The organism is Listeria tempestatis, assembly GCF_963575625.1.
GTDB classification, from domain to species: Bacteria; Bacillota; Bacilli; order Lactobacillales; family Listeriaceae; genus Listeria; species Listeria tempestatis.
Window position 1 is genome coordinate 143,746 of sequence record NZ_CAUYTK010000004.1, and the last position, 25,901, is coordinate 169,646.

General features: G+C 39.5%; 24 protein-coding genes. 4 read left to right on the forward strand and 20 right to left on the reverse strand.

Going from position 1 to position 25,901, the window contains the following annotated elements; all coding sequences use genetic code 11:
* Positions 1-10: 10 nt before the first annotated feature.
* From R8923_RS07370 to helD, 11 genes are all read right to left on the reverse strand, one after another.
* Entirely contained in the window at positions 11-370 is a 360-nt protein-coding gene (locus R8923_RS07370) for a hypothetical protein (protein ID WP_485872124.1), read from the reverse strand.
* A gap of 367 nt (positions 371-737) precedes the next feature.
* Positions 738-1,208, reverse strand: coding sequence for an SMI1/KNR4 family protein (locus tag R8923_RS07375; protein WP_485872125.1), 471 nt, complete (start codon positions 1,206-1,208; stop codon positions 738-740).
* A 14-nt stretch (positions 1,209-1,222) separates the two neighbouring features.
* A complete protein-coding gene (locus tag R8923_RS07380) occupies positions 1,223-1,687 on the reverse strand; it encodes an HNH/ENDO VII family nuclease (protein WP_485872126.1) in 465 nt (154 codons plus the stop codon).
* 228 nt (positions 1,688-1,915) lie between these two features.
* Positions 1,916-2,053 (reverse strand): hypothetical protein, encoded by a 138-nt coding sequence (locus R8923_RS07385; protein WP_485872127.1) that lies wholly within the window; start codon positions 2,051-2,053, stop codon positions 1,916-1,918.
* 117 nt (positions 2,054-2,170) lie between these two features.
* Positions 2,171-2,506 (reverse strand): hypothetical protein, encoded by a 336-nt coding sequence (locus R8923_RS07390; protein ID WP_485872128.1) that lies wholly within the window; start codon positions 2,504-2,506, stop codon positions 2,171-2,173.
* Between the two features lie 21 nt (positions 2,507-2,527).
* Complete coding sequence (locus tag R8923_RS07395) at positions 2,528-3,952, reverse strand: T7SS effector LXG polymorphic toxin (RefSeq protein ID WP_485872129.1); 1,425 nt, start codon at positions 3,950-3,952, stop codon at positions 2,528-2,530.
* On the reverse strand, positions 3,949-4,317 hold the full coding sequence (locus R8923_RS07400; RefSeq protein WP_485872130.1) for a DNA double-strand break repair Rad50 ATPase: 369 nt from the start codon (positions 4,315-4,317) through the stop codon (positions 3,949-3,951). The genes R8923_RS07395 and R8923_RS07400 overlap by 4 nt, the downstream gene beginning before the upstream one ends.
* Positions 4,317-4,610: a DUF3130 family protein gene (locus tag R8923_RS07405; RefSeq protein ID WP_485872131.1), complete on the reverse strand. Its 294-nt coding sequence runs from the start codon at positions 4,608-4,610 to the stop codon at positions 4,317-4,319. Before R8923_RS07405 ends, R8923_RS07400 begins: the two co-directional genes overlap by 1 nt.
* 116 nt (positions 4,611-4,726) lie before the next feature.
* Positions 4,727-6,205, reverse strand: coding sequence for a peptide MFS transporter (locus tag R8923_RS07410; RefSeq protein WP_485872132.1), 1,479 nt, complete (start codon positions 6,203-6,205; stop codon positions 4,727-4,729).
* 44 nt (positions 6,206-6,249) lie between these two features.
* Positions 6,250-7,440, reverse strand: a complete 1,191-nt coding sequence (locus R8923_RS07415; protein ID WP_485872133.1) for an iron-containing alcohol dehydrogenase — start codon at positions 7,438-7,440, stop codon at positions 6,250-6,252.
* A gap of 264 nt (positions 7,441-7,704) precedes the next feature.
* Positions 7,705-10,023 carry an RNA polymerase recycling motor HelD gene (gene helD, locus R8923_RS07420; protein ID WP_485872134.1) on the reverse strand — a complete coding sequence of 773 codons (2,319 nt, stop codon included), beginning with the start codon at positions 10,021-10,023 and terminating at the stop codon, positions 7,705-7,707.
* A gap of 290 nt (positions 10,024-10,313) precedes the next feature.
* On the opposite strand from helD, the gene cbpA reads away from it, so the two are divergent.
* On the forward strand, positions 10,314-10,949 hold the full coding sequence (gene cbpA / locus R8923_RS07425) for a cyclic di-AMP binding protein CbpA (RefSeq protein ID WP_485872135.1): 636 nt from the start codon (positions 10,314-10,316) through the stop codon (positions 10,947-10,949).
* Positions 10,950-11,188: 239 nt separating this feature from the next.
* On the opposite strand, the gene R8923_RS07430 is transcribed toward cbpA, so the two are convergent.
* Positions 11,189-12,346, reverse strand: coding sequence for a serine hydrolase domain-containing protein (locus R8923_RS07430; RefSeq protein WP_485872293.1), 1,158 nt, complete (start codon positions 12,344-12,346; stop codon positions 11,189-11,191).
* Between the two features lie 168 nt (positions 12,347-12,514).
* On the opposite strand from R8923_RS07430, the gene R8923_RS07435 reads away from it, so the two are divergent.
* Positions 12,515-13,528 (forward strand): tagatose 1,6-diphosphate aldolase, encoded by a 1,014-nt coding sequence (locus R8923_RS07435; protein WP_485872136.1) that lies wholly within the window; start codon positions 12,515-12,517, stop codon positions 13,526-13,528.
* 41 nt (positions 13,529-13,569) lie between these two features.
* Here the strand turns inward: R8923_RS07435 and R8923_RS07440 are convergent, their stop codons facing one another.
* The 3 genes from R8923_RS07440 to R8923_RS07450 all read right to left on the reverse strand — a co-directional run bounded on the left by R8923_RS07440 (position 13,570) and on the right by R8923_RS07450 (position 16,971).
* Complete coding sequence (locus R8923_RS07440) at positions 13,570-14,790, reverse strand: chloride channel protein (RefSeq protein ID WP_485872137.1); 1,221 nt, start codon at positions 14,788-14,790, stop codon at positions 13,570-13,572.
* Positions 14,791-14,822: 32 nt separating this feature from the next.
* The gene (locus R8923_RS07445) at positions 14,823-15,521 is read right to left on the reverse strand and encodes a CPBP family intramembrane glutamic endopeptidase (RefSeq protein WP_485872138.1); all 699 of its coding nucleotides are present in this window, start codon (positions 15,519-15,521) and stop codon (positions 14,823-14,825) included.
* A gap of 109 nt (positions 15,522-15,630) precedes the next feature.
* Positions 15,631-16,971: a 6-phospho-beta-glucosidase gene (locus R8923_RS07450; protein WP_485872139.1), complete on the reverse strand. Its 1,341-nt coding sequence runs from the start codon at positions 16,969-16,971 to the stop codon at positions 15,631-15,633.
* A gap of 146 nt (positions 16,972-17,117) precedes the next feature.
* Between R8923_RS07450 and R8923_RS07455 the strand changes: the two genes are divergently transcribed.
* Complete coding sequence (locus R8923_RS07455; protein WP_485872140.1) at positions 17,118-18,086, forward strand: LacI family DNA-binding transcriptional regulator; 969 nt, start codon at positions 17,118-17,120, stop codon at positions 18,084-18,086.
* A 10-nt stretch (positions 18,087-18,096) separates the two neighbouring features.
* A complete protein-coding gene (gene fosX, locus R8923_RS07460; RefSeq protein WP_485872141.1) occupies positions 18,097-18,504 on the forward strand; it encodes a FosX/FosE/FosI family fosfomycin resistance hydrolase in 408 nt (135 codons plus the stop codon).
* Positions 18,505-18,551: 47 nt separating this feature from the next.
* Here fosX and R8923_RS07465 read toward each other — a convergent pair whose 3' ends face one another.
* From R8923_RS07465 to wsfD, 5 genes are read right to left on the reverse strand one after another with little or no spacing between them, the layout of a single operon-like run.
* Positions 18,552-19,406 carry a diguanylate cyclase domain-containing protein gene (locus R8923_RS07465; RefSeq protein ID WP_485872142.1) on the reverse strand — a complete coding sequence of 285 codons (855 nt, stop codon included), beginning with the start codon at positions 19,404-19,406 and terminating at the stop codon, positions 18,552-18,554.
* A 10-nt stretch (positions 19,407-19,416) separates the two neighbouring features.
* The gene (locus R8923_RS07470; RefSeq protein WP_485872143.1) at positions 19,417-21,468 is read right to left on the reverse strand and encodes a cellulose biosynthesis cyclic di-GMP-binding regulatory protein BcsB; all 2,052 of its coding nucleotides are present in this window, start codon (positions 21,466-21,468) and stop codon (positions 19,417-19,419) included.
* Between the two features lie 10 nt (positions 21,469-21,478).
* Positions 21,479-22,729 carry a glycosyltransferase family 2 protein gene (locus R8923_RS07475; RefSeq protein WP_485872144.1) on the reverse strand — a complete coding sequence of 417 codons (1,251 nt, stop codon included), beginning with the start codon at positions 22,727-22,729 and terminating at the stop codon, positions 21,479-21,481.
* Positions 22,730-22,739: 10 nt separating this feature from the next.
* Positions 22,740-24,239: a DUF2334 domain-containing protein gene (locus R8923_RS07480; protein ID WP_485872145.1), complete on the reverse strand. Its 1,500-nt coding sequence runs from the start codon at positions 24,237-24,239 to the stop codon at positions 22,740-22,742.
* Positions 24,232-25,743 (reverse strand): glycan biosynthesis hexose transferase WsfD, encoded by a 1,512-nt coding sequence (wsfD, locus tag R8923_RS07485; RefSeq protein ID WP_485872146.1) that lies wholly within the window; start codon positions 25,741-25,743, stop codon positions 24,232-24,234. The genes R8923_RS07480 and wsfD overlap by 8 nt, the downstream gene beginning before the upstream one ends.
* Between the last annotated feature and the right edge of the window lie 158 nt (positions 25,744-25,901).

Here is a 25,901-nt window from a genome sequence, read left to right on the forward strand (position 1 = left end):
CCTCCTAAATTTATGGCTTATATAAATCATGATATATTCCCCCTGTATCACCATTTATACCAATTTCCCAGCCATTTATGTTAAAAAAATTTCTTCCTGGGTTTACTTTAGATAAGATGGAGGTCAATGAATTTTGAAAGCTAAGCATTAATTCATTTTCAGTTATGATTGAACCTTTTGCAGAATTAATAAATTCTCCCATATGTTTACTCGCATTGCCATGAACCCAAATCTCTTTTCCCTTTACATGGACTCCTTTTAAAGTAAATGACTTTGGTATGTTTGTATTGGGTATTAGATCCTGAGTCCGATTAACATTCCTATTCCATATAATTTCATATTTAGGTACAGCTATCTTTCCATACGTCATACTCCCCCGAATGGCTGCGGTACTCCAACCTAACCCCAGCACACTAAGTCCGTGAGATCATTTCCACCGCTTTCCGTAGGCTAGTGTTCGGAGGAAACCCAACACATGCCTAAGTTCATTGAAAAACGGCATCAGTGGCTTTTTTCACTCATGCCGTTTTTATCGTTCACAATTCAGCTAGTCATAAAGAATTTGGTTTCACATAACTTATTGGTTGATTATATACTCCTGCTTCTTTGTATTTTTCATACTTTTTCTATTAAAAAAGAAAAGCATGGTGAGAAAAACTAACCTTTAATCTTAGAAAATAAAGCAAGTTTTTTGAAATATACTTTTTAAATTTATAAAGTTAATCTCACTGATATAATTAAATTTCATTACTAACTCTTTCTAAAAGAAACTCTCCAAAACTATTCGCAATTACTTCATAAGTTTGACTTTCCTCGTCAATCCCAGCCATATACGATGTTACTTTAGGTTCATTATTATCATTTATCTTATCATAGTTTAAGCAAAACAATTCTCCAATTGTTGTATCATAAATAACAACTAAATAAGGAGGCATACTAACTTCTTTTCTCTCAATTAAAGTATACCAAATAGCATCAGGAACACTAGAATTGAAAAAATCATCTTTAACAATTCCATATATTTCCTCTGCTCCAATGCTTAAAATACCATAGTCTTTAAGAAAAGCTCTATAATCTTCGGGAAATTTTAAAGATAAAATATCTTCTGCCTTACTAATGGTTTGTTCATCAGCTCCACCTATACTAAAAATCATATCGCTATTTTTAGATAATATTTTTTTTGCCTCGTTATATTTTTGAATGCTCATTAAATTCCCTCCATTTATTCTAAATTTGAGATTCTGTCCTTCCAGTAAGCTTTTTTCCATACCCCAAACTGTTGCCTATCTATACCAGAAGGTATATTGTTTGAGTTTATATGAATACTTCTTTTATTGCTTTGATGAAAAGATTGGGTCACTTCAGTAATGGAGCTTGTATTTCGTTGTGTAGTATGGTGAAGATTAATTGGTTTTCCATCTGGTCCAAGCGGTGCCAACCCTTGTTTCATTCTTTGTGCATTTGTCCTGTTCGTTGAATCTAAAAAATTAGCATCAATCAGGTCATCTCTTTGATATACTTTGATGTTATTAAACTCTTCTACCTTAGTCCAATAAATTCTTGTTTGGCTATAATCTTTACTACTTCTACCCCCCGCATACATCATACTCCCCCGAATGGCTGCGGTACTCAAGCCTAAACCCATCACTACATCTATAAGGCTGCTTTCATCAAGCGTGGCTCTCATCGCGATTTCACATATGCCGAAGTGTGAAGCGTGCCTCCAACCATTCTGGTGCATTTCATGCCGTCCCTATAATATATGTACCGATTTTCCATGATAAATATCTTGATGGCTGATTTCTTTTATCGGTTGCTTATTTTTTCTTGTATTCATTACTTTTATCCTCCAAAATCTGTTTTTTGATACATGAAAAAACGGTATCAGCTTCTTTCACTAATACCGTTTCAATAACTACATATTCCCAGCTTTTAGAGTACGGAAAATAAACCCAGAAACTAGAACAGTCCCTGCTTTTCCAGTCCAATAAATACAGTTAGCTTTTTGTTGGCTATTCGCAACTTGATTAGTGAGTTCACTCTTGCTAGTCAAGGCTCTATCTCCTCGATTCCCATTGAGTGGTAGAGTGCCTTTTTATTTTCTCATCATTTTTATACACATCTCGGATATTCTTGCACACAAAGTCTTTCTTTTTATAATATGAAATATTTAATCAGCAAATGTTGTCAGTTTGCACGAGAAGGCAATATAATCTGCAAGCCATTGAGAGATGTCATACATCCTACCAGCAGCTATTTCCGTAAAAGAATCTGTTGTGATAACATCTAAAATGTAATCTGCCGAATCACCTTCAAAATTTTTAATCTCCAGTTCCAAACCAAACACCTCACAAAATCCAATTTCACCATGAGGTGGCTGTCCATCTGTATCAAACCAAAACTCTGGTATATTTAACTTTTCTTGTAACAAAATAGATAACTGTTCTAAGTCACCTTGAAATATTATTCTTACCGTTGCTTTCATCCCATACTTATTCTCGTTCATAATTAATTCCTCTCCTACTCTCTAATTACTTGATGGTAAAAATTTAATTGAAAATCCTTGTTTATTTGGTTTCAAACCTTCAAATCCTGGCGTTTGTGACAATATTTCTCGGAATTGCGGATTTGCTTTGATACTATTTCCATACATTTCATATAATACATCACTTTTTATATAGAAATCTATATCATAATTATTTAAATCTATCGGTTGACCAAAAGTACTTTTATTTGGGTTACCAACTGTACCTGTTTTAAATGATCCAATATATCCAGCCTCAAGATTAGGGTCTATTTTACTGAATTGTGGTAATAAATGTTTCTCCGTTAAATTATCCAATTTCCCATGTAATTTTTGAAGTTCTGGATTTAAAGTGTTAGCTCCACCAACCTTCCCATACGTCATACTCCCTCGAATCGCTGCCGTGCTTAAACCTAACCCCATCACTACATCTGTAAGTCCGCTTTCATCCAACGTGCCTTTCACAGACTCCACATACGCTGATGCGCGGAGCGTGCCACCAACCATCCCGGAGTATTTCGTGCCGTCCATATAATACGTGCCTTTTTTCCACGCTTGGTTGATTTTTTGGTTTAAATCCTCATTTGTGATAATTTGGTAGTCGCTTGAATCTAAGTATTTTCCGGTTTTCTCTAAGTATTTTTTTAGTTTCGGGTCACTCACGCCAACTCCGTTTTGTTCAAGCAGCCACATCACTTGCGGTTTTCCGTGAGCATCGTAATACACCACTGCCAAAACTTGATACGCTTTTAGCGCTTTTTCTAGTTTTGGGTCTACGCCGCGAATGGCATCAAGTCGCTTTTTCAACCCTTCTATCGACTGGGTATAGCCTTTTGGATATGTATAGCTTCCTGTTTGGGCGTTAAATTGGACGTCCTGCAAGAGTTGTTTCATCGTTCTTTGTGTGGTCATTACAAGACCTAAAAGTTCTTGGAAAAAGTGGGTATGACTTTGCTCAAATTGTAAATAGTTCTCCAGAATTTTTTCTTCTTCCACCGCGTTAACTAGGTCTAGCCGTAACTGTTGAACGCGTCCTTCCTGAGAAGCTCCTGTTTGTGCCGTAAGAGACCGCTTCAAATCTTCTTGTTTTCGGCGGATACTTCGCGCTTTCTCGGCAGCTATGCCTAGTAACTCTGCATCGACTCTGGCGTTTCTAGAGTCATCTACTTGGGCACTAAAGTCATTCAAATAGCGTTCCAAAAGGGCTTCACTCGTATCTAAAATGTCAAGTAAACTTCCCCCTACCGTCTGGTAGGTTTCGCGAAAATACTGCTGGGAAGCTTGAATGGCTTGTCCGTCTAAAAAGTAGTCGCCTGAATACCGCAAGGCGCTTGCTTGTACCGCTTGTATACGGGCACGCATGGTCGTATTGGCTTGTTGTAAAGCTTGTTGAAAGGCACGTACTTCGGCAATATCTATTCGGCTCATGAGGACAACTCCTTTCGAAGTTTGACCTGCGCCGCTTCTAGCTCTCGTAAAGTCTGTTTAGAAGCCGTTACTTGGTTCGTAACATCCGTGGTTTCTCTCTCAATACCTTGCCGCCAGTCCCGTTGTTCCTCGTACTGCATCTCTTCGGTATACAAATGGAAACCCGTAGCGCGCTCTCCTTGCCAAGCCTCACGCAGAAGTTCACGCAGTTCCTCTTGTTCCTGTTTGACGCGTACATGGTCTTCTTCCAGCCATTCCAATTGGTTTTGTTGATTTTGAAGGGTATGTAAAACATTTTCCATGTCGCTTTCTTGCTTTCGTAAATCCAGTAGGGCTTGTGTGTTTTGCTCACTTTTCGCATCCATCAGCGCAGCCCCATTCCTTCGATGGCTTGTCCTGCCGCTCGATCTTGTTTTACGAACGCTTCGCCCATTTTCTCTAAACGTGCCGCATCTTTGTCCGCGAGCTCGGAAAACTGGTGCATCATCTCAATTGATTCCATGATGGCCGTGCGGAAATCATTGATGGAGCTCGCATAGGAATAGCTCATATTCCCTGAACCCCACGGATGATAAGGTGCCCCTCCGCTTGCCTCCCGTAGCTCCCTTGCATAGGCGCGCAATTCGCTTTCGCTAATTTGAATTTTAATCATCTGCATCACCTCTTTGTTGACTTGTTAATCCATTTTTAGTATAGCATATAAAGATATGATAATAAATTGTATACTTGTATTTTCTGCTATAAAAAGGAGCCGTTTTCAGGCTCCTAAATTGGTTAATCTATACCGCGCATATATTTTTTTAACATTGGTGATATTAAGAAAAGTAAAATGGCGAATCCGATGGCGATGAAACCGGTGATTCCGAAGTATGCTACTTCTGTGTCCGCGCTGAAAAATTGTGTTGCCTGTGCATTAAATGCCTGCCCCATACTGTCCGCTAAAAGCCATAAGCTCATCGTTTGTGAGGCAAATGCTGCTGGAGCAAGTTTTGTCGTAACAGAAAGCCCAACTGGCGAAATGAACATCTCGCCAACAATACAAATAAAGAAACTGGCAACAAGCCACAATGGACTAACAAGCGTTGTCGTATTACCATTTATAAGACCTGGGAACATCATAATCACAAAAGACAACCCCGCAAAAAACAAACCAATAGCAAATTTCTTCGGCGTTGACGGCTGTCTATCCCCTAATTTCACCCAAAGCCAAGCAAACACAGGAGATAGGATGATGATGAAAACTGGGTTTAATGACTGAAAATTGGCAGGATTTAAGGTGAAACCAAAAATGTCTAGTTGCGTTCGTTCAGCCGCAAAAATCGCAAGCGTAGTCGAGCCCTGTTCTTCAATCATCCAAAACAAAACGGCAATTAAAAATAGCGGAATATAAGCATACAACCTTGAACGTTCGTCAGTCGTTGTTTTTTTACTACTAATCATGACAACAAAATAGGCGACTGGAATGCCTACGCCTAGAATGGTCACAGCAAGGATGATTGTGTTAATCGTGAAGCTACCTGTAACAAATGCAATTGCAGCAATTAAAGCGCAGATTGCAGCTGCTATAGCGAGTGCAAACCAAATAAATTTCCCTTTTTCAGAACTCGTCATTGGATTTGGCACTTGTTTGCCAGCCTCTTTTAAATAAAGTTTTCCAGTGATGACATATACAATTAAACCGATTGCCATCCCGAAAGCAGCTACGCTAAACCCAGCGTGAAAACTATCTGTGGCGCCCCAAACACCTGAAACAATGAACGGTGCAATAAACGCGCCTAAATTTATCCCCATATAAAAAACACTAAAACCTGCATCGCGGCGATTATCGCCTTTTGCGTATAAGTCACCAACGACGTTCGACACATTCGGTTTTAAAAACCCTGTTCCTAAAATGATGAGAATCATCGAAAAGAACAGCGCCGACGCCCCCATAGGAAGCGCAAGAACAATATGCCCAGCCATAATCAGAACGCCGCCCCAGAAAATCGTACGTCTTGAGCCGAGCAAACGGTCAGCCGCCCAGCCGCCGATTACCCCAGACATATAAACTAATGAACCATAAATCGACATAATTGCTGTCGATGTTCCTTGACTAAAGCCAAGCCCCCCGTCGGACACTTGTGTATACATATAATAAAGTAACAACGCACGCATTCCGTAATACGAAAAACGCTCCCAAAATTCGGTGAAAAACAATGTTGCTAAGCCTCTAGGATGTCCAAAAAAAGTTTTTTCCCTTTGTTCCGTTTCCACCCTACTTCACCCCTTTATTTTGATAAAAAAGAGCATTATTGGCCTTACTCTGCTTTTAATGCCTTCTTATAAATTGCCCGACTTACTTCAAGCGTTTGATCGCCGCGCTCTGAAATTGCCGTCAATTCGTGGCGCGCAAGCTGTGCCACAAGCTCCTCCACAACTTCCTCCCCTAAATTATACTCACTGAAATAAATCGGGGCACCAAGTGATTCAAAAAATTGCCCGGTATTCCAAATCGCCTGTTCAACTTTTGCTTCATTACTACCTTCCGTAATATGCCACACGCGTTCCGCATATTGCACAAGTTTATCGAATTTCTCCTTTTTACGAACCGTTAGAAGCGCTGGTAAAACAATCGCAAGCGTCCGCGCATGATCAATCCCGTAAAGCGCTGTAATCTCGTGTCCAAGTGAATGACTCGCCCAGTCCCCTGGAACCCCTTTATTAAGCGTCCCGTTTAACGCATTTGTTGCCGTCCACATGAAATTCGCTCGCAAATTGTAATCATGATTCTTTTCATCAATGACACTCGGCCCAATCTCAATAAGCGTTTGAAGCAACCCTTCCGCATAGCGATCCTGCACCATCGCCCCGACCGGATACGTCAAATATTGCTCCATAACATGCACAAATGAGTCAATCACACCATTAGCAAGTTGCCTTTCAGGAAGCGTATATGTAAGCTCGGGATCAAGTAACGAAAAGACAGGGAATGTTACCGGGCTTCCAAAACTCACCTTCGCCTTTTTCGCTTTAATCGTCACAACCGCCCCACTATTCATCTCAGATCCCGTTGCTGGAAGCGTCAATACCGTCCCAAACGGAAGCGCCTCTTTTACTGGTCTACCAGCCCCAACACCGTTCCCAAAAATATCAAGCGGATCACCGTCAAAACGCGCTGCAGCCGCAACAAATTTCGTCCCGTCAATCACAGAACCACCACCAACAGCAAGCAAGAAATCATACCCTTCTTTTTTGACTAAATCTACCGCTTGAATAAGCGTTTCGAATGTCGGATTTGCCTCGATACCACCAAATTCACCTATCGAATGCCCGTGAAGAGCCTCACGAACCTTCAAAAGCGTTCCAAATTTTTCAACGCTCCCGCCGCCGTACAAAATCAAAACCTTCTTATCCTCCGCAATTAAATCCGAAAGTTCAGAAAACCGATTTTTCCCAAAAACAATATGCGTGGGATTATAGTAATCAAAATTGCCAATCTGTTTATTCATCATTCCGCTCCTCACTTTCCTATCTTAAGTATTAATACACCTTTTCAATCCCCTCTAAACATTATACCGCGCTGTAAAATATTTTACGAAAAAAACGCCAGCATCTTGCTGACGTTAGTTGCAGAAAAACTTAAAATCTACACACAAAATCAAACTGCTGACAACTAGTGCGATTCTAAGCGTACTTGAGTATGTGAACATCGGAATGTAGTTACAGGTGGTTAAAATTACCATTTGTCAGCAGTCTAATCCAGATTCTTTATTTTATTTTTTAAATTCATCCTGAACTTCGACTTGTGTTTCCCGTTTTTCAAATTCATATAGGTCGCTTGGAATTTCTTTAAAAAGCGGTGTCACTTCGCCGTTTGAAATGGCGATTAAATCATGCATCGCTCGCGAACACATTGTATAAAGCAAGGTTTTGTCTGCGCTAGTCGGATAGGACTTTTCCGAAGCATCAAGAACAATCACGCTATCAAATTCAAGTCCTTTTGCCAAATAAGACGGGATAAGCATGATACCTTCAGATAACTTTTGATTTCCCATGTGAACGAGTTTAACGTCCATTTTTTTGTATAGCGATAAATAAGCTTGTTCGCAAATTTCTTGATTTCGTCCAATAATTGCTACCATATTAGACGTTTCTTTTAATTTTAATGCTTCTTCTTGCACTGCTTCCATCATCGTCACAAAACTTTCCGTTTGCATCACTTTTGGAAGCTTACCTTGCCTTGAAAACGGAATAATTCGGTCGGATTCTGCCATGATTTCCTTCGTAAAATTTGTAATTTGTTCCGTGGAGCGGTAGCTTTTCGTAAGCTCAACCACAGAAGTTCGCGAGGAATCAAAAAGTGGTGCAATTTCTTCTAGTAGCGACTTCTCATTTTTCTTAAAAATTGCTTGGTTTAAATCACCCAAAAGTGTAAACTGGCTACTTGGAAAAATCGATTTTAAATACGCAATTTGAGCTTTCGAATAATCTTGAATCTCGTCAATAAAAACAAAACGCATGATACGATTAATTTTTTTGCCGACAATTGCATCGTTTAATTCGAGGAACAAAACGGCATCTTCAAGCGCCAGTTTATTTTTATTTAAACTTTTCACAACACGATGAACTTCCGCACTCCAATCGGATTCTGAAAGCCCAAAATCCTGTAAATCAAACAATCGCGGGGCATATTGCATAAAGTGCCCAAATTGTTGTTTGATATGCAGAAACTGGTTTTTTTCGATATTTTGATGCAATTTTTTGAACTTCAAACGGACAATTTTTTTTGCCAAATAATCTTTTTCATCATTAAAATTCTCGAACTCTAGTTTTGTCGGGACAAGCGCGCGGTACTGCTCCTCGCTAAGTAGCTCCATCTCATAATTTACCCATTCTTTTTTGGCTTCCAAATTGGCTAACTCATACAACTTTTCCCGGAGAATTTTTTTCGTCTCTAAAAGCCTTGCGGGCATTTTATAGCGCGGTGTCGCGTAAAAAACCGCTTTGATGTCTTCCTTGGAAAGTAATGTTTCCCCGCGAAATTTAATATCTTTAAATCGTAAACCACCATGTTGGAGAAGCGACACATATTTTTCAATTAGTTGCATGAGCAATGTTGATTCTTTTAAAAGCATCATTTCCTTGCGCGCATCGTTTGTTTCATTCTCAAACTGTTCAAAAAGGCTTTCCACATCTAGTTTTCCCAACCGTTTCGCTGTAAAATCTTGAAATGTCGTTTGAATCATGTTCTTCTCACCAAGTTCTGGCAGGACGTTTGCGATGTAGTGATTGAATAAGCGGTTTGGCGAAAAAATCATCATTTGCTTTTCATCAAGCCCATTTCGGAAACGATAAAGCAAGTAGGCAATGCGCTGCAAAACTGCAGACGTCTTGCCGCTTCCTGCCGCACCTTGAACGAATAATAAGTCGCTTTTTGTATCACGAATAATGCGATTTTGTTCCTGCTGAATGGTCGCCACAATATTTTTCATTTGTAAACTCGATTCGCCGCCAAGCACATCTTGAAGCATTTCATCGCCAATCGCATCACTTGTATCAAACATGGATTCAAGTTGCCCGTTTTTTATTTTAAATTGACGCTTCAATAATACATCAACCGTCAAGTTTCCTTCTGGCGTTTCATACGTAGACTTACCAATTTGCCCGTCGTAGTATACACTTGAAATCGGTGCACGCCAGTCATACACTAAAAACTGATCGGACTCATCAAGCGCGGAACCAATTCCAATATAGATTTCCTCACGTGGTGTTTCCTCGTCTTCAATATCAATTCGGGCAAAATAAGGCGAACTTTTCATTTTTTCAAAAACCGCAAGTTGTTTTTCCCCGTGTTCATAATTTCGCTCGCGCTCTCTTAGAAAATGTTCTTGCTGACGAATACTAATGTTTGTTTCAGAAACATCATCTGGTTCCGCTAAGTTCACACGCACGTCTTCCCAAAAATTCGACCGAATATCGCGTGCTTCTTGTTTCACTGATTTTAATGATTCTTGAATTCTTTTTTGTTCCTTTTTAATCGCCTGAATCGTATAATCAATGCGGCTTTGCTCGTTTTGTTCTTCTTTATTCATAAAAAAAGCCTCCCAAATTCGTTGACAAAATCAAAAATAAAGTGTATAGTATTAAAGTAGACTAATTGTGCGATTTTTTAACACTATTTATAATAGCGTTTTTTAGTATAACACAATTTCACGGAAACAACAACTAACCTTATAAAGGTTTTTTATTTTGCTTAAAAGAATGCCTGTTTGCGCATTCTTTTTTTGAACGATTATTTTGTTAGCTTTACTGTTTATGCTGTACTAACCATCCGCTTTAAGCTAAAATAGAAATAGTGAGAAAATAGAATGGAGTGACCGATATGTTAATCAAAAACCTTTGCATCCCAAAAGCAAAATTAACAACCGTTCCCGAGACAGCAACTTTACAAGAAGCCATCCATTTGCTTGAAGAATCTGGCTATCGTTGTGTTCCTGTTCTTGATGTGACAGGGGAAAAATTCCTAGGAAATATTTATAAAATGCACATCTACAGGCATGCCGCGAGTGGCGGAAGTTTAACAGACCCTGTGACTTCCCTACTAAAAAATGCAACGAAACATATTAGTGTAAATTCTTCATTCTTCCAAGTGTTTTTTACAATCAAAGAGCTTCCCTACATCGCTGTTTTAAAAACAAATGGTGATTTCTACGGAATTTTAACACATGGAAAAATGCTCGGTTTACTCCAAGACGCATGGAATGTTGATACAACGGGTTATGTTCTAACCATCGCAACAGGCGAAGTATCCGGTTCTTTAACTAAGATTACGAAGATTGTCGATAAATATACAAACATCTCAAACGTCATCACACTTGATAATCAGTCGGAAGATTTAATTCGCCGCGTTCTCGTTTCCTTACCAAACACTGTTGACGAAAAACTAAAAGACGATATCATCGCTCACTTAGACCGTAAAGGTTTCCGCGTCGTAGAAATCGAAAAAGTCGAGCGCTAAAAAGAATTTGGAACATAAATAAAAAATCCAGTAAAATCCATTTTAAAAAAATGGCATATTTACTGGATTTTTGCTTATTTGCTTTTTTATAAAACAAAATGTAATTATGCCCCAAGCACTTTCCTAAATTAGTCCACTTTTTCATAAAAAGAAAGGGCTGTTTTGCGTACTCCGAGTTTTCTACAAGCTGGAGCGTTTCCGGACGCTTACCTTCTGTCGCAGAAAACCCAATGACTCCCCTACTTATTTAAAATTTCGTAAATATGGTTGTTTACTTTTCCAAAAGAGCGAATGTTGTTTTGAATGTTTGAAAAGAGTACAACATATGTTTTTCCGCTGTGACTCATACTGTTTGACACGTTCCAGCCGTTTAATACACCGTGGCTATTATAACTACCAGGATCAACGTAAAAGCCCATACCATAAAAAGAGGGGCTTCCTTTTGTGAACATCTTTTGAAAGCTTTTTTCAGATAAAAGTTGCCGCGAACTTAGGGCGTGGTCGAACAAATACATATCGAATGCGGACATGTACATATTTCCCACACCGAAAAGCTGCGATAAATCTGGAAGCGACGGCCGAAAATAGCTGCCATCTTTTTTCACATAGTAGCCGATCGAAGCATTTTTTTCTTTTTTAAACGTTTGGTAAAAACCAGCCTTTTTCATGCCCGCTGGCTGAAAAACATGTTCCGTGAGGTAATCAGAGAGGCTTTGACCGCTTAGTTTTTGAACGAGGTAGGCGAGTACCGTATAATTCGAGTCAAGGTAATCCCATTTTCCCGGGCCGCGCTTAATCCCCTGCGCCGCAATGTCTTTTACAAGTGCTTCTGGCGTTATAGCCTCGTTTGATTCCGTGTGCCCTACTAAGCCACTCGTATGATGAAGTAAATCTGCCAGTTTAATTTGTCCACCATTTGGAAAGCCTGGCAAGTACTTTCCTACCGTATCTTCGGTATTTAACCGACCTTTCTCTTCCAGTTGCAAAATTGCCGTAGCAATGAATGCCTTCTGTGCCGAACCAATGTAATAGAGCGTATCAGGCGTGTTCGCCGTTTTGGTTTCCCGATTCGCATACAAATAACCTTTGTTCAAAACCGTACGTCCTTCGCGAACAACAACGGCTGTGCCACTAAAACCAATCTGCTTTAAGTAGCTATCTACTTCCTTATTTTCAACCACTTCCGCTGTTTTTGTTTCTTGTTTAGGCTTTTTAGTTTCTTTTTTTTGGCTGACTTTTGCTTTTGGTACATTTTCACTTGTTTTTTTGGGCGTTAGCCAACTAATCCCCACAATTACAGCTAACAAAAAAATAACAAGAATGCTAGAAAGCGCCGCAATACGTCTTCTACGATATTTTTTCTTTAATGCGTGTTTACTTTTCCGTGTTTTTTCCAACATTTCTTCACTCCTACAGCCTTTCGCTGCCTCAGAAAAAACAACTTTTACAACTCCATAATTGAATAGTAGAACAAACACGAGCGAAATGCAATCATTTGTTTAAAGCACACGGTAAGGGGTAAAATAGAAGGGTCAAAAACCGTTTGAAAAGGAGATAGATAAATTATGGTAACAATAACAAAAGGTAAGTTTGATGGCTTGCAAAGACTTTCAAATGAAAAAGGCGTAATCGCTGCTCTTGCAATTGATCAGCGCGGTTCTCTTAAAAAAATGATTCAAGCAGCTAAAGGAACCGAAGATAAAAAAGATGTGGAAGATTTCAAACGTCTCGTATCAGAAGAACTAACACCATATGCTTCTGCGATTTTGTTAGATGATGAATTCGGTAAACCAGCCATTAAAGCGCGTCACGAAGGCTGTGGTTTACTTACTTCTTATGAAAAAACGGGTTACGATACAACCATTCCTGGTAAACTGCCTGACCTAATTGAAGATCTCTCGGCACTTCGCATTAAGGAAAACGGCGGCGATGCTGTTAAAATTTTAGTTTACTATGATCCAGATGAGCCTGCTGAAATTAACGAAATCAAATTCGCTTTCTTAGAAAGAATCGGTGCCGAATGCCGTGAGGTTGATATTCCATTCTTCCTCGAACCGATTACGTATGATTCTAAAGTGACGGACTCTAGTTCGCTTGAGTACGCGAAATTGAAACCGGCTAAGGTGAAAGCATCTATAAAAGAATTTTCCAAACCTCGTTATGGTGTAGATGTTTTAAAACTTGAAGTACCCGTTAATTTTAACTATGTGGAAGGCTTTACAGACGGAGAAACTGCCTATTCTCGGAGTGATGCGGCACGTCATTTTGAAGAATGCTCCGATCTTTCTCCGCTACCATTCATTTACTTGAGCGCTGGTGTCACTGCGGAAATGTTCCATAAAACAATTGAATTTGCAAACAAACATAACGTTCAATATAGTGGCGTTTTATGTGGACGTGCAACATGGAAAGACGGCATCGAAGTTTATGGTAAACAAGGCGATGATGCGCTTCGCGAATGGCTTCGTACGCAAGGAAAGGAAAACATTACTTCCTTGAATACATTGTTAAATGAAGGTGCTGTTCCGTGGTGGACGAAATACGGAACACTTGAAGATGTTAACGTAGTTGAGAAATAAAGAATACAAAAATCAGCTGTTCCAAAGGAACAGCTGATTTTTTATGCTTGTCTTAAAATCATTTTCTTCCAATCTAAACTTACTAAGAAAGCCGTAGTGAGGATGAATGGGAAAAATTGCAATGGGAAAACAAATAATAGGATTGAACTTGTCAAAAACGGACGACCCACTACTTTTGTACAGCTTGCCGTAGCAAAAACCGTTATTAAAAAGCCAACATGTATGTCAAGCGGCCAAGTCGCAACATAACCCATGACACCACTTGCGAAAATGGCAGGGAAAATCATTCCGCCCTTCCAGCCAGCGCCTAAACAAATCGCAGTAAGTAGCGGCTTAAATAAACCAAGTGCAAGAAGTAACCAGAAAGAATATTGCCCAATTTCAGCTGTAATTTCAATTAATTGATGCTCTCCTGAAAAAAGGAAATACGGCGAAACCATGCCAAGAAGCCCAATGCTTACGCCACCAATTAAAGCGAGCAAAATTTTATTTTTAACCAATTTCAAGACTTTTTGTACTGCTTTTTGTAAAAATAAGAAGTAAATACCAAACAGGCTACCAAGGATAACAATTGGGATGAAGTACGCGAGGTTTAGCCAAGACCATGAAATTTCCGGTAGCCGGATAGCGAAAACACTTTTTTCTAGCGGTAAAAGGCCTTTTACAATAACATATGTGGCAATCCCACTAATAGACACGAGAAACGATAAACAAAGTTTAGACCAGCGCGGCAATTTTTGATTTTGATAGTCCTGATCCAAATCTTCTGCAACCCCATTAAACGGCGCGAGAAATACGACAGAAAGCATACCAAGAATACCAAGATTAATTAAATTTTCTTTTCGGTGTATATCCATCTTAATGTGGTCAACAAGCCACGTCACAAGACCACCAATAATCCCGACAAGAGCAGCTTCTGGGCCTAAACTTGCGCCAAATGTGAGCACGACCCAGGCGGCCAAAATCGTGTACAACAAACGATTTTTATATTCCACTCGTCCCGTTTTTTTCACTTCTGCCATATTTTCATGCAATGTATATGGAAACGGACCAATTTTTGATTGAATAAGCCCGACTAATAAACCACCTATTAAGCCAATTAGAACTGGATAGAAAGCAAAATCAGGCAGAAGTGTTGGAATTTCTTGCCAAATGATATGTATGGAAAACTGGATAAGGGCAATAAAAAGTGCGCCAACAAGACCTACAAACGCACCTATTAGCACTGTATAGCAAATATAAATAAATGATAACTTTTTCACAGGCAACTTCAACTCCTACAGAAGGTGGGCTTTTAAATCATAAAGAAAAAAGCCACAAGATTATTAACAAAATGAAGCAAAATACATGCTTCTAATCGTCTTGTTTTATAATACATAAAAGCAAGCCCAAATGCCATTATAAAGTAAATAAGAAAGCTTAAAATATCCGTTGGCACATGCATAAGCGTGAAAAGTACCGAACTTACGATAACTGCAATTTTAGGATATTTTCGCAAAATAACACCCATAATCAGACCACGAAATATCGTTTCTTCCGCAATCGGAGCCAAAATAACAATCGCAATAAACATTGTAAAAACAGAAGAATTGGTAAAGACGTCTTCTAGTCCTGTCTGATTCGCCGTATTAAAGTCTGGATTTAATAGACTAATGGTAATTTCCACTACATTTGAAACAAGAAGCGTCACAGCACCAATAATAAGCGCGTTAATCGTAGTTTTTTTCGAAAATGGTTTAAAGCTAAATAGGCGCATATTCGTCTCGTAGGCTAAAAGAATGACAATGCCTAGCGCAAATGCTTGCGCGAGGTTCATATACCATGGCATGTAAAAATTATCTAGCGTCGCATCTGTTGCTCCAGTAAAGAATTGCGGCAACATCCCAATGAATTGCCCAATAAAATCTAAAACAAAATAGAGCAAAACCCAAATAATTCCAAGCCAAGCTTTTGGTTGCTTTTCATAGGTTTCAATTGGCATAAAACAGTTCACACCTTTCCCCTCTAGCCTAGCATGAACAAATCAAAAAGTAAATGACCCTACTTTTTCCATGTCGTTTTTCTACAAACTAAGACCCGCCTTATCAGCGGGTCGAAAAAATTTATTTTACAAGCTCTTTTCTCGGTGAAAATTGCGGTAAGTGTTCCTTATGAGCTTCTAGCATTTCATCCAGTAATTCTTGTGCAATATCGCCACTTGGAACGAGCGGATTCAGTGTAAACGCCTGAAGTGCCGTTGCATAGTCCCCAGTTACTGCCGCCTCAATTGTGAGCTCCTCCATCGCTTTCATAACTTGTAAGAGACCACGTTGTGCGGACGGGAATTTACCAAAATTAATCGGCTCAGCTCCGTGCGCCTTAATTACACTTGTAATTTCAATGGCACTATCATAAGGTACATCATCAATTGCACCATTATTTCGCGTAGAAACAACCATTGTCGTTCCTTTATTGTTATAAATGGAGTTAATAATTTCGCAAGCCGCATCACTATAATGTGCCCCGCCGCGTTTAGAAAGCTCCTCTGGTTTGTGGTCCAAGTTTGGATCTTTATAGAGCTCAAACAAACTTTCCTCTAAACGTTTCACAACCTCGCCGCGAGTCCCTTCAGTTTTAAACGACTCAAGCTCCTCTTTAAGCATATCATCTGTCATATAATAATAACGGTGATACGGACATGGAAGCATCTTCAAATTCTTCACTTGCTCATATAAGAAACGCATGTTTTTAATATTTTCTACCACTTTTTCAGGATTCGCATCTGGCGCATACAAGCCGTCAATCACCTGTTCAGTTAGCTCAGTGCCATCTTTATCAAACACGCGGTGCCAGTGAAGATGGTTAATACCAGCAAACTTGAAGAACAGTTCTTCTTCTGGCTTTTTAAGTACATCACTTGCGCTTTTCACTGCGCCAATTGGAACATTACATAGGCCAATCACTTTATCCCATTTTCCGTAACGAAGAACAGCTTCCGTCACCATACCAGCTGGGTTTGTAAAATTAATCAACCAAGCATTCGGACAAAGTTCGCGCATATCTTCTACAATGCCTAAAATTACCGGAATTGTACGGAATGCCTTAAACATACCGCCTGCTCCGTTTGTCTCCTGTCCAATAATCCCATGACTAAGCGGAATTCTCTCATCTTTAATACGCGCATCAAGTAAACCTACACGAAATTGTGTCGTCACAAAATCGGCATCTTTAAGTGCTTCTCTTCTATCTAAAGTTAGATGTACTTCACAATCAATGCCAGCAGCTTTCACCATTCGTTTTGCCATATTGCCGACAATTTCAAGTTTTTCCTTACCTGCTTCAATATCAACCAACCATAATTCCTTAATTGGTAGTTCGTGATAACGTTTAATAAATCCTTCCACGAGTTCTGGTGTGTAGCTAGACCCGCCACCAATTGTGACAATTTTTACTCCGTTTTTCATCAAATAAACCTCCTAAGTGAATTTTAAGCGTTTTCTTTTTTACATTTTTATCATAAATTATGTAATGCATTACAGGTCAAGCTTTTTCCAAAATTTTTTTTATTTGTGCTATACTTTAATGGAAAGAACAAAGTGAGGTGTATGTTTTGGCGAATATAAATGAAATTGCAAAACGCGCAGGTGTATCAAACGCAACCGTTTCAAGAGTCATTAATAAACAAAGCTATGTCAGCGAAAAAACGCGCGCACGTGTCCAAGCGGTCATTGATGAATTAGACTATGTCCCAAACTTAAATGCCGTATCTTTAAAAAAAGGCGCTACCAAATTAATCGGCATCGTCGCCCCAACTTTTTTGGATTCTTTAAATATATTTATTCGTAGCTTCACAATTGCAGCGCAGGAACATGGTTATAACGTGACGCTTTTTATGACGAAAATCAATCGCGATAAGGAACTTGAGGCACTCGAAATGCTTCGTCGCAAACAAATTGATGCACTCGTTCTCGTTATCCGCCAAAATGACTGGGAAACAATTGAACAGTACACAAAGTATGGCCCCATCGTTACTTGGCAGCGCGTTCTAAACGAAAAAATCCCTTCTGTTTTTATGAACCAATATGATGGCTACATGCTCGGTCTTACGCATCTTTACGAAAAAGGCTACCGCCGTATCACAAACATTTACGGCGTTACCTCGGGACTAAATACGCAAAGCCGCATGCAGGCCTACCTAGATTTTTGCAACGCTAAAGGAATTGATCCTCACGCTGTCCGGCATTTTTACGGGATGGGAACACGCAAACAAGGTGAAGAAATCGTCCACTGGTTCCAACAAACGAAAAATAAACCCGATGCTTTCTTTACACCAAATGATTATCTTGCTGCTGGAATTGTTTCCGAAGCGCGGCGGAAAAATCTTAGCATCCCGGGTGATTTCGCGGTGTGTGGTTTTGATGATCTGGAGCTTTCGCATTTGCTTGATATAACGACAATCCACTATCCAATTGATAAGCAGGCGGAAAATGCTTTCACGATTATCCACAATGAACTGGATGGTGCAAATGAGCCCCTTCAAGAACTCGAGTTCCGTCTAGTGACTCGAAAAACGACGTGAGGTGAAGATTTTGATTAGAGGACTTAGTCATATGACCTTTATAGTCGCCGATTTGGACAAGGCGACACTATTCTTTGAAAAAATTTTTGATGCGAAAGAAGTTTATGCAAGCGGCAACCAAACATTTTCACTGACGGAGGAAAAATTCTTTTTAATCCAAGATATGTGGATTGCTATAATGAAAGGTGATTCACATCTTGAAAAAACTTATAACCACATTGCCTTTAAAATTGATGCACGTGATTTCAAAAGCTATTATGCGCGCATTCAATCACTTAATCTTGAAATCAAAGAAGCTCGTACGCGCATATCTGGCGAAGGGGAATCCATTTACTTTTATGATTTTGACAACCATTTATTTGAACTTCATACAGGTACTTTAAAAGAACGCCTTAGTGCGTATCATAAAAAGGACTGACCATTTTAATAAAAAATCTCAAGGGAATTTTCGCCCTTGAGATTTTTTTAAACATCATATTCCAATTCTTTTTCAGCCGCTTCGATAAAATCGAGTGGTGTTTTTATTGTTTCTGGATCGTAGAGTTTAGCACCAACACGGAGCTCAATACGCACGCGGTATTTTGTAGCAAATTCGGTATTATTGGCTTCGCTAATCCGTTTTTTAATGCGTTCAGACACGAGTTTCGTTCCCGGATCATCGGTTATAAGAAGAAGTCCCCATGTGGCCTCTTCTTTATCCAGTAAATAAAGCACATCGCTTGTCCGAATACAAGACTCAAGTAGTGCCGAAATATCTTGCAGGGCGACACGCATTTCTTCACTGCTTTGAAATCTTTTTAGCTCTTTCCAGTGACGAACTTTAACAACAAGTAACGCAAGTGGCATATCATAACGCTTTGAAATACTCGCAAAAATCGCTTCATCATTTTGGAAAGAAACAATATTTTTTAATAGCGTATCTTGATCAATTGTACCTAAATATTCATTTTGTGACTTGATAACCGCGTTTTCCAGTTGCAACTTTGTCGTATTTCGCGTGAATAAAAATGCAGCCACCGTGAAAAGTGGTGTCATAATCAACCAAAAATAAGAACCTAGCGTATATTCCGTACCTTTTGTAACAGTTTCATACAAAATATATGTTGCATAGCCAAAAATGAACACAATATTTAAAATCAAGCCTAAGGTTAAGTTTGTAAAGTACGTTATGATAACAAGTAAAAAAGCAATGTTAAGAAAGATGATATTCGCTAAATAATCAGTTGGGTTGTCTGCTATAAAAGCCACGCTGATAAAACAAAGAAGGATGAATAGCAAAAAACCAATATCCGTTATAAAGTCACTACGATTTTGTTTCATTTATCCTCCCTCATTTCTTTCGATATTTGCGTAGCAATAAGACCGCTGCCACAATTAGAATAATGAGCGCCATAATTGTCACGCCAACAAAGGCTAGTGTCGCCTGATTATCCGTCAAATTAGACGCAAAAGATGTTTTCCCTCCAGCATCTGCAACTTTTTTGAAACGATACGCATGAATCGTATCGTCAGTGTCGATAATCGCGCCATCTCCGTAGGTTTTACTTAACATTTCAGCGGAACCTAGTAGCGTTGAGCCAAGCTTTGTTGTGCTACTCGTTGGACCAGTAATAGCTAAAATAGCATTTTCTTTGTTAAAAATAGAGGGGATAAGTTGGGCGCTTCCGATGCGTTTCCCGTAGGACGGATCAATTTTCAGTTTCTCGTTTGAGAGGAAATAGGTCCCCGCTTTATTGTATTTGAAATACAATTGGTCATTTGCCTGCTTGATGACCGTGTTGTCATTTAAACCGCCAACAGCAATGATGTTATTTGCTTCATTGGTCGATTTAAAATCAGAGCTCTTGACGGCTTCTAGGCTACCACTATTTCCATCGATAAACTGACCGAATAAGTTAAAGACATTTTGAAGCGCATCCATGGTGTCTTTTTCTGGGTTATCTGGTAACACCACAACCGCTTTATTAAACTGGCCGTCTTCAATCATGGGGTATGGATAATTGTTAAATAGAAAGTCCTTTTGCTCTTCAGTTTGTAAGTTAAACGTTGATTCGTTTGTAACAAAGCCCCACGGAATTTCAGAATCGTTTATAAAACCACAATAATTATCGGTTAAAACTAAGTCGAATGCGACAGTAACATTGAAATTGCCGACAATATTCATATCTTTTGGTACATTAATGGTAAAGGAATCATCATTTGCTTTTTTTGCCGTTAGCTTTTGGCTTCCAATTGGTTTGCCATTAATTAAAACGGTGACAAGTGAATGCTCGAAATCAAGGTTACTTGAGTAGCGATATTTCAAGTTCACTTTAGTCCCTGCGGAAATGCTTCGATTTGTTGGTACTTTAATGAAATAATCTTGCTCCACATGACCAATACCCTTCACTTTATCCCCATCAGCAGTCAGCTTAATTTCTTTATCAACTTTGGATTTTAGCGTCTCCACTTTTTCATCCTTTTTCACCCATTTTTCGTTTAAAGCAAGCTGGGGCATGAGTGCCTGATTGCCAATAAGCTTCGCTGCCACTTTTAGCGCCTTAGCGTCTTTTGAGGTGACAACCAAAATTTCCTTGCCAGATACGCGCATAAGTTTCATGACGGCTTGGTCGTCCAGTTTTTTAGAATCAATACCCGTTTTTAGTTCTAAAGGCAAATTGGCAAACTCGGCGATAACAAGTTGATACGCCTTATTAGAGCGCTTGTCCGCATCATTATACTTTCCAAATGCAATTTGCTTATCATCCAATTGATTTTCATGCGCAAACGCCGTCACCGCCTGGAGACCTGCTGTCATTTCTATATTTGCCGCCTGATTCGACACAAACACACCACTTTGCGCATTTTTCACTGTATCAACGCCCGTAAATCGCTCGTTAAAATCGGCAATTGTATTTTTGAACGCCGCGGCATTATAATCCACCAAAACGTTGCTCGACTTATCAATGTGCAACCAATTGGCTGGCGTATCATCGATTGTACATTGATTATCAGGCAGCGTCGTATAAATAAACCCCTCGACCGCAAATACATTACTTCCCTTTTTCAACTTATCAACTGGCACATCTACCGTTATTTCTTGCACGCCCGTCTCACCTTTAGCCGGACGGAAGGAGTAAAACGGCACATCATTCACCGAGAATGTTATGGTTGAAACCTCTTGTTCCGAAAGTTGCGTCACCCGGTAAACAAGCTTCGCCTTCACCGTTTTTACGTTCCAATAATTTTCAATTGTAAAATTTTGTTTTGTTGTCGTATATTTTCCGCGCGCTTCCTTGTCTACCCCGAGAACGGTCTGATAAGTCGCCGCTTCCGCATGTAGCTCTGTGAAAGCAAAAAAGAAAATGCCGAACAAAACAGCTAGTAAGCCTAATTTTTTCATAATGCCCCTCCTAATATCGCTCTGTCTTGTACCATTTTGTTTCCCGCTTTAAAATCGTATCCTTCAAGAAAATATAAAAGCCATACGCCGCAACAATCATCCACAGCTGACAATACGTCACATACATCAACATAATAAAAAAGAAATTCGAGAGCGTAATCTCGTCCTTTTCCGTTGAAAGCGTAATAAACGTTCCGGTAATAAACAAAATAATAGCAAGCAGCCAGAGCGTCGTACTAAAGCTCGCAAGCGTCGTATGCACATAACCTAGAAAGTTAAAAATAAGCAAAGCATCACTAAGAAGAAGCGAACTTAAAAGTAAAAAATAAATCGATAAAAAATATAAAATATCAAACCGAACAGGACGACCCTTTTTTTGGAATAAAAGCGGCACATTTTTTAAAATGACGTAAATATTTCCCTTTGCCCACCTAGAACGTTGCTTAAACCAAACAGAAAGCGTCTGCGGTTCTTGTTCCCAAGTCACAGCTTTAGCTTGGAACTTAATTCGGTAGCCCATCATATAAATACGGAAACTAATTTCAGTATCTTCCGCGACCGCCTTCACATCCCAGCCCCCAATTTCCGTTAAAATTGAACGTCTCACGACAAAGTTCGTCCCTGGAATCGTGCACAGTTTAAACAGTGACCACCGTCCAGCTTGCGCCATCCACTGAAAGCTAAGTGTTTCAATATTAATAAAACGCGTCAGCCAACTTGCATTCCGGTTCCTCGTTCGAAACTTCCCAATGACTGCCCCGAGGCTCTTATCGTTTGTGATTTCCCCAATTAAGTACCGAAGCGCATTTTTTTCTGGGGTATTATCCGCATCATAAATCGCGATAAAGTCCCCCTTGCTTTTTTCAAAACCAATGTTTAACGCATTTGATTTTCCCTTTCCGCCTGTTTTGCTATCCGTGTTAATGATGGTAAGGGCGCGGTCTGGGTACCGTAGCTCGACATCCCGCAAAAGCTCCGCACTGTTGTCAGAAGAATTATCGTTAATCACAATGACTTCATAACGGTTATGCGGGTAATTAAAGGCGAGGAGAGATTCCACCGTTTTCACAATCACTTTTCCCTCATTATGAGCCGGAACCATAATCGAAACAAAAGGCTCCTCGCCGACAATTTCAGGCACCTGACGTCGTTCATTTCGCAAATAATAAATATATCCCGCAATAATAAGCACAATATTAATGAGCAAAAGCCCCCAAATACAAATCACCGCAAACAGCGACAAATAATCTGCAACCGTCAAATCCCTCACCTCATTTCACATATTTTTTTCGGTAAACACGGTAGCCAATCAAAAATAAAATCACAAAAACAAATAGAGTCACCCCGATAATAACTGTCAAAACCTTTGACTGGGTAGAAAAAAATTCGTTTAACGAGGCTTCTTCCTTCTTAGTTCCTGCCTTTTTCATAGTCTCAAAATGATCTTGTGGACTTATCTCCTGACCATTCACGTATAAAAAGCCATTTTCGGCTGTAATTTTGTCCTTTTTCGTCTGAACAACATGAGACACATTCGCATAATCTTGAATGGGCATTTTTTGAAGCCACTCAACCGTTTCCTTTAACTCCGCTTCATTATCAAACAAGGAAAAACCCAGTGCCGTATTCACTGTAAACCGCGTTTCATTAGAAAAATCAGCCCATTTTGCATAACGCTTGCCGTCTATATAAAACAACGCATTTTGAAACGCATTCGTTTGGTTCGTCTCATCCGTATAAATAATATTTTTGTTTGGGAATAAAATGGCGGAGGAAAACGGGGCTAAACCTTCATCACGATATACTTTATCCGTTTGCCAATAAGCCTCTGAACTTATCCCAAGCGGTGCAATTTCGTTTTGCGCAAAGAAATGGATGGAAGTCGTCATCACATCGATTAATTCTCCCGGCTTGCTTTCCCCAAAAGTAACGATTGGCGCATTTAAAATAATACTCCCGCCGCGCGTTTCGACATACTGCAACAGCTCAGCATATTTTTTAGCGGCATTTAATTGCATATTTTTAAAAACAGGTCCAGCACTTACGATGAACGGAATACCCGCGTCGTAAAAAGCATCGGCAGTTTTTTGCACCATTTCAAAATTTACAAATGGATTCACATCACGAATGACAACATATGGCTTCCCCTCTTGATTCACCCCGTAAAAATCATTTAACACTTCAAAAAGGGCTAATTCACTAAGTGAGCTATCCACTAAAAAGCTCGCATAACTAACATTTCCATTTCGAACAGCAAAAGGAAATTTAGTTCCCGCTTCTGTTGTCACCTCGCCGATTTTATGCCCTTTTGCTACTTTAATGAGATGTAACTTCCCTAAAAGAAGCGGCTCAGACTGCAATGCCTCCCGCACCTTTACCGATACAGCCAAATCATTCGCCTGCACTTCTAAGTTTCCCAATTTCTCCCGCGCCCAATCAGGCGGCGTTTGCCCAACGAATAAGATTTTTTTACCCGACTGCCGCAGTTTTTCACTAATTTCACTGTCTAAAGGATCCGTTTTATTTTGCACGACAATGATATGGTCCGCGTCCGCCTTAAATTTTCCATGCACATCTTGCAGCCGCACAGTTTGCCCGTAAGATGCAAGCATCCTTAAAAGCAAATCAACATTTCCCTCCGTCACGCTTTGTTTCGCCAAACTGTCGTATAAAACAAGCGTTGTACTAGCCTTACTAGCCGCCTCGCCTGTCAGCGGTGATAAACAAATGCCACTTAGTAAAAGGAGCACGAAAAGACATTTTTTAAGCATGTTTTTTGGTCCTCCTTTTTGCAATTTGTTTGCCGACAAATTCCGCGAGCGAAGCTAAAACCATTAACAATACAATATCAAAACAAACATTAAACAAAAATTCATGTTTCGCTAAATCCGCTTCCCCGTCACCAACAATTGTCGTAAGTAGCACTGAAAAGCTTATGCCAACTAAAATGACAACTAAATCGAGTCGAAGCATACCACGGAAATCACCCAATTGCCATTTCTGGATAATCCCGCGGCTGTAGCCACTAATAACAGCTATCGCCCATAAAATAATCATGCCAAAATTAGACGGTGCCGCATGATGCTTCGCTGTACTATACAGCGTGAAAAAGCTCGTTTTAGCACCAAATGGCTTCCCTGCTGCCTTTTCATAATTCCCCATTTCAAGTGGCCGAATCGTAAAGGCGTGCTCAGCCGATAAATTTAACATTCCAATTAGCGCATCAGGATGACTCACATAAAATTTAAGCACAGGCACAAAACCAAAATGACTGTAAAAATTGTCCTCCATAAAAGCACTATCCGTTTCCACCATTTTGTATTTTTGGAAATAAGTTGTGCCTTTCAAGAGCGCAAACTGCCCATTTATCCCCATTTCCTTTAAATCTTTTTCTGGGTTTTCGCTATCTAAAATGACTCCGCGCGTCATTGTTTGATACTGGTTAATCGTCACAAATGTTTCAGGAATAAAGGCATACATCAGCACACCAGTTAGAACGATAGCACTAAGTGCGGAAGCAACCCAAACCTTAAACACCTTATTTTTTTTAATAAAGAGAAGTAAAAGTCCGAGCACACCGATAACAATCGCGACCGGCGCGTTTTGCTGTTTCGTGGTGATAAGAACAATGCTTGAAACAAAAAAGAGCAAAAGCAGCCAGTAATCGTTATACCGATTTTGATACATGAGTAGCAAGCTTGCAGCGATATAAAGCATCGAAATCAGCATTAAACCTTCACCAAAAAACGAATTAAAATAAGCCAAATAAGCCGTGTCGCCAAATATTAGAATCGCAAAAATCGCCACGACATAACCACGTAAGCCCTGCATTTTCACTGTAATACCTTCTACGAGCAAATAAATCGCCAAAACGAGCAAAAGTAAATAAATCATCGCCAAAAAGCGAATATCGAAAACGCCATCTAAAAAGAAATTATTAAAAAACAAAGCCGTTTGAATAAATAGACTTTGGGAGGAAAAAAAGACAGTGTGTTGTTCGTTAAAATACTCATAAATCGGATATTCCTTTACGAAATACCCAAATTGTGTCGCCGAATGCTGAATCTGGTCAACATACATATTATTACTAGAAAACACCCGAAAAAAATCCCCATTGTCGGCAATACCGATATAAGGCGGCACAAAAAGAACAATAATCCCAACAATCAAAACGCCAATTGCAGCAAAATAAGCAGGACTAATGGTTTGCGCAATCCAATGAATAAAAGCCATCCATTTAGAATAGCTAACTCGCCTCACACGCTCCAAATCCATGCAATCCCCTCCTCCTTACGCAAATTGGATTTTTTTCTCACTACTATTTACCTAGTACTTTTAGACACAATTTCGACACATTTACAACATAATTATATCAAAAATATAGAAAATTACTAGCCAGAATCCTTTTTTTGCGTTTCTAGATGTAAAAAAAA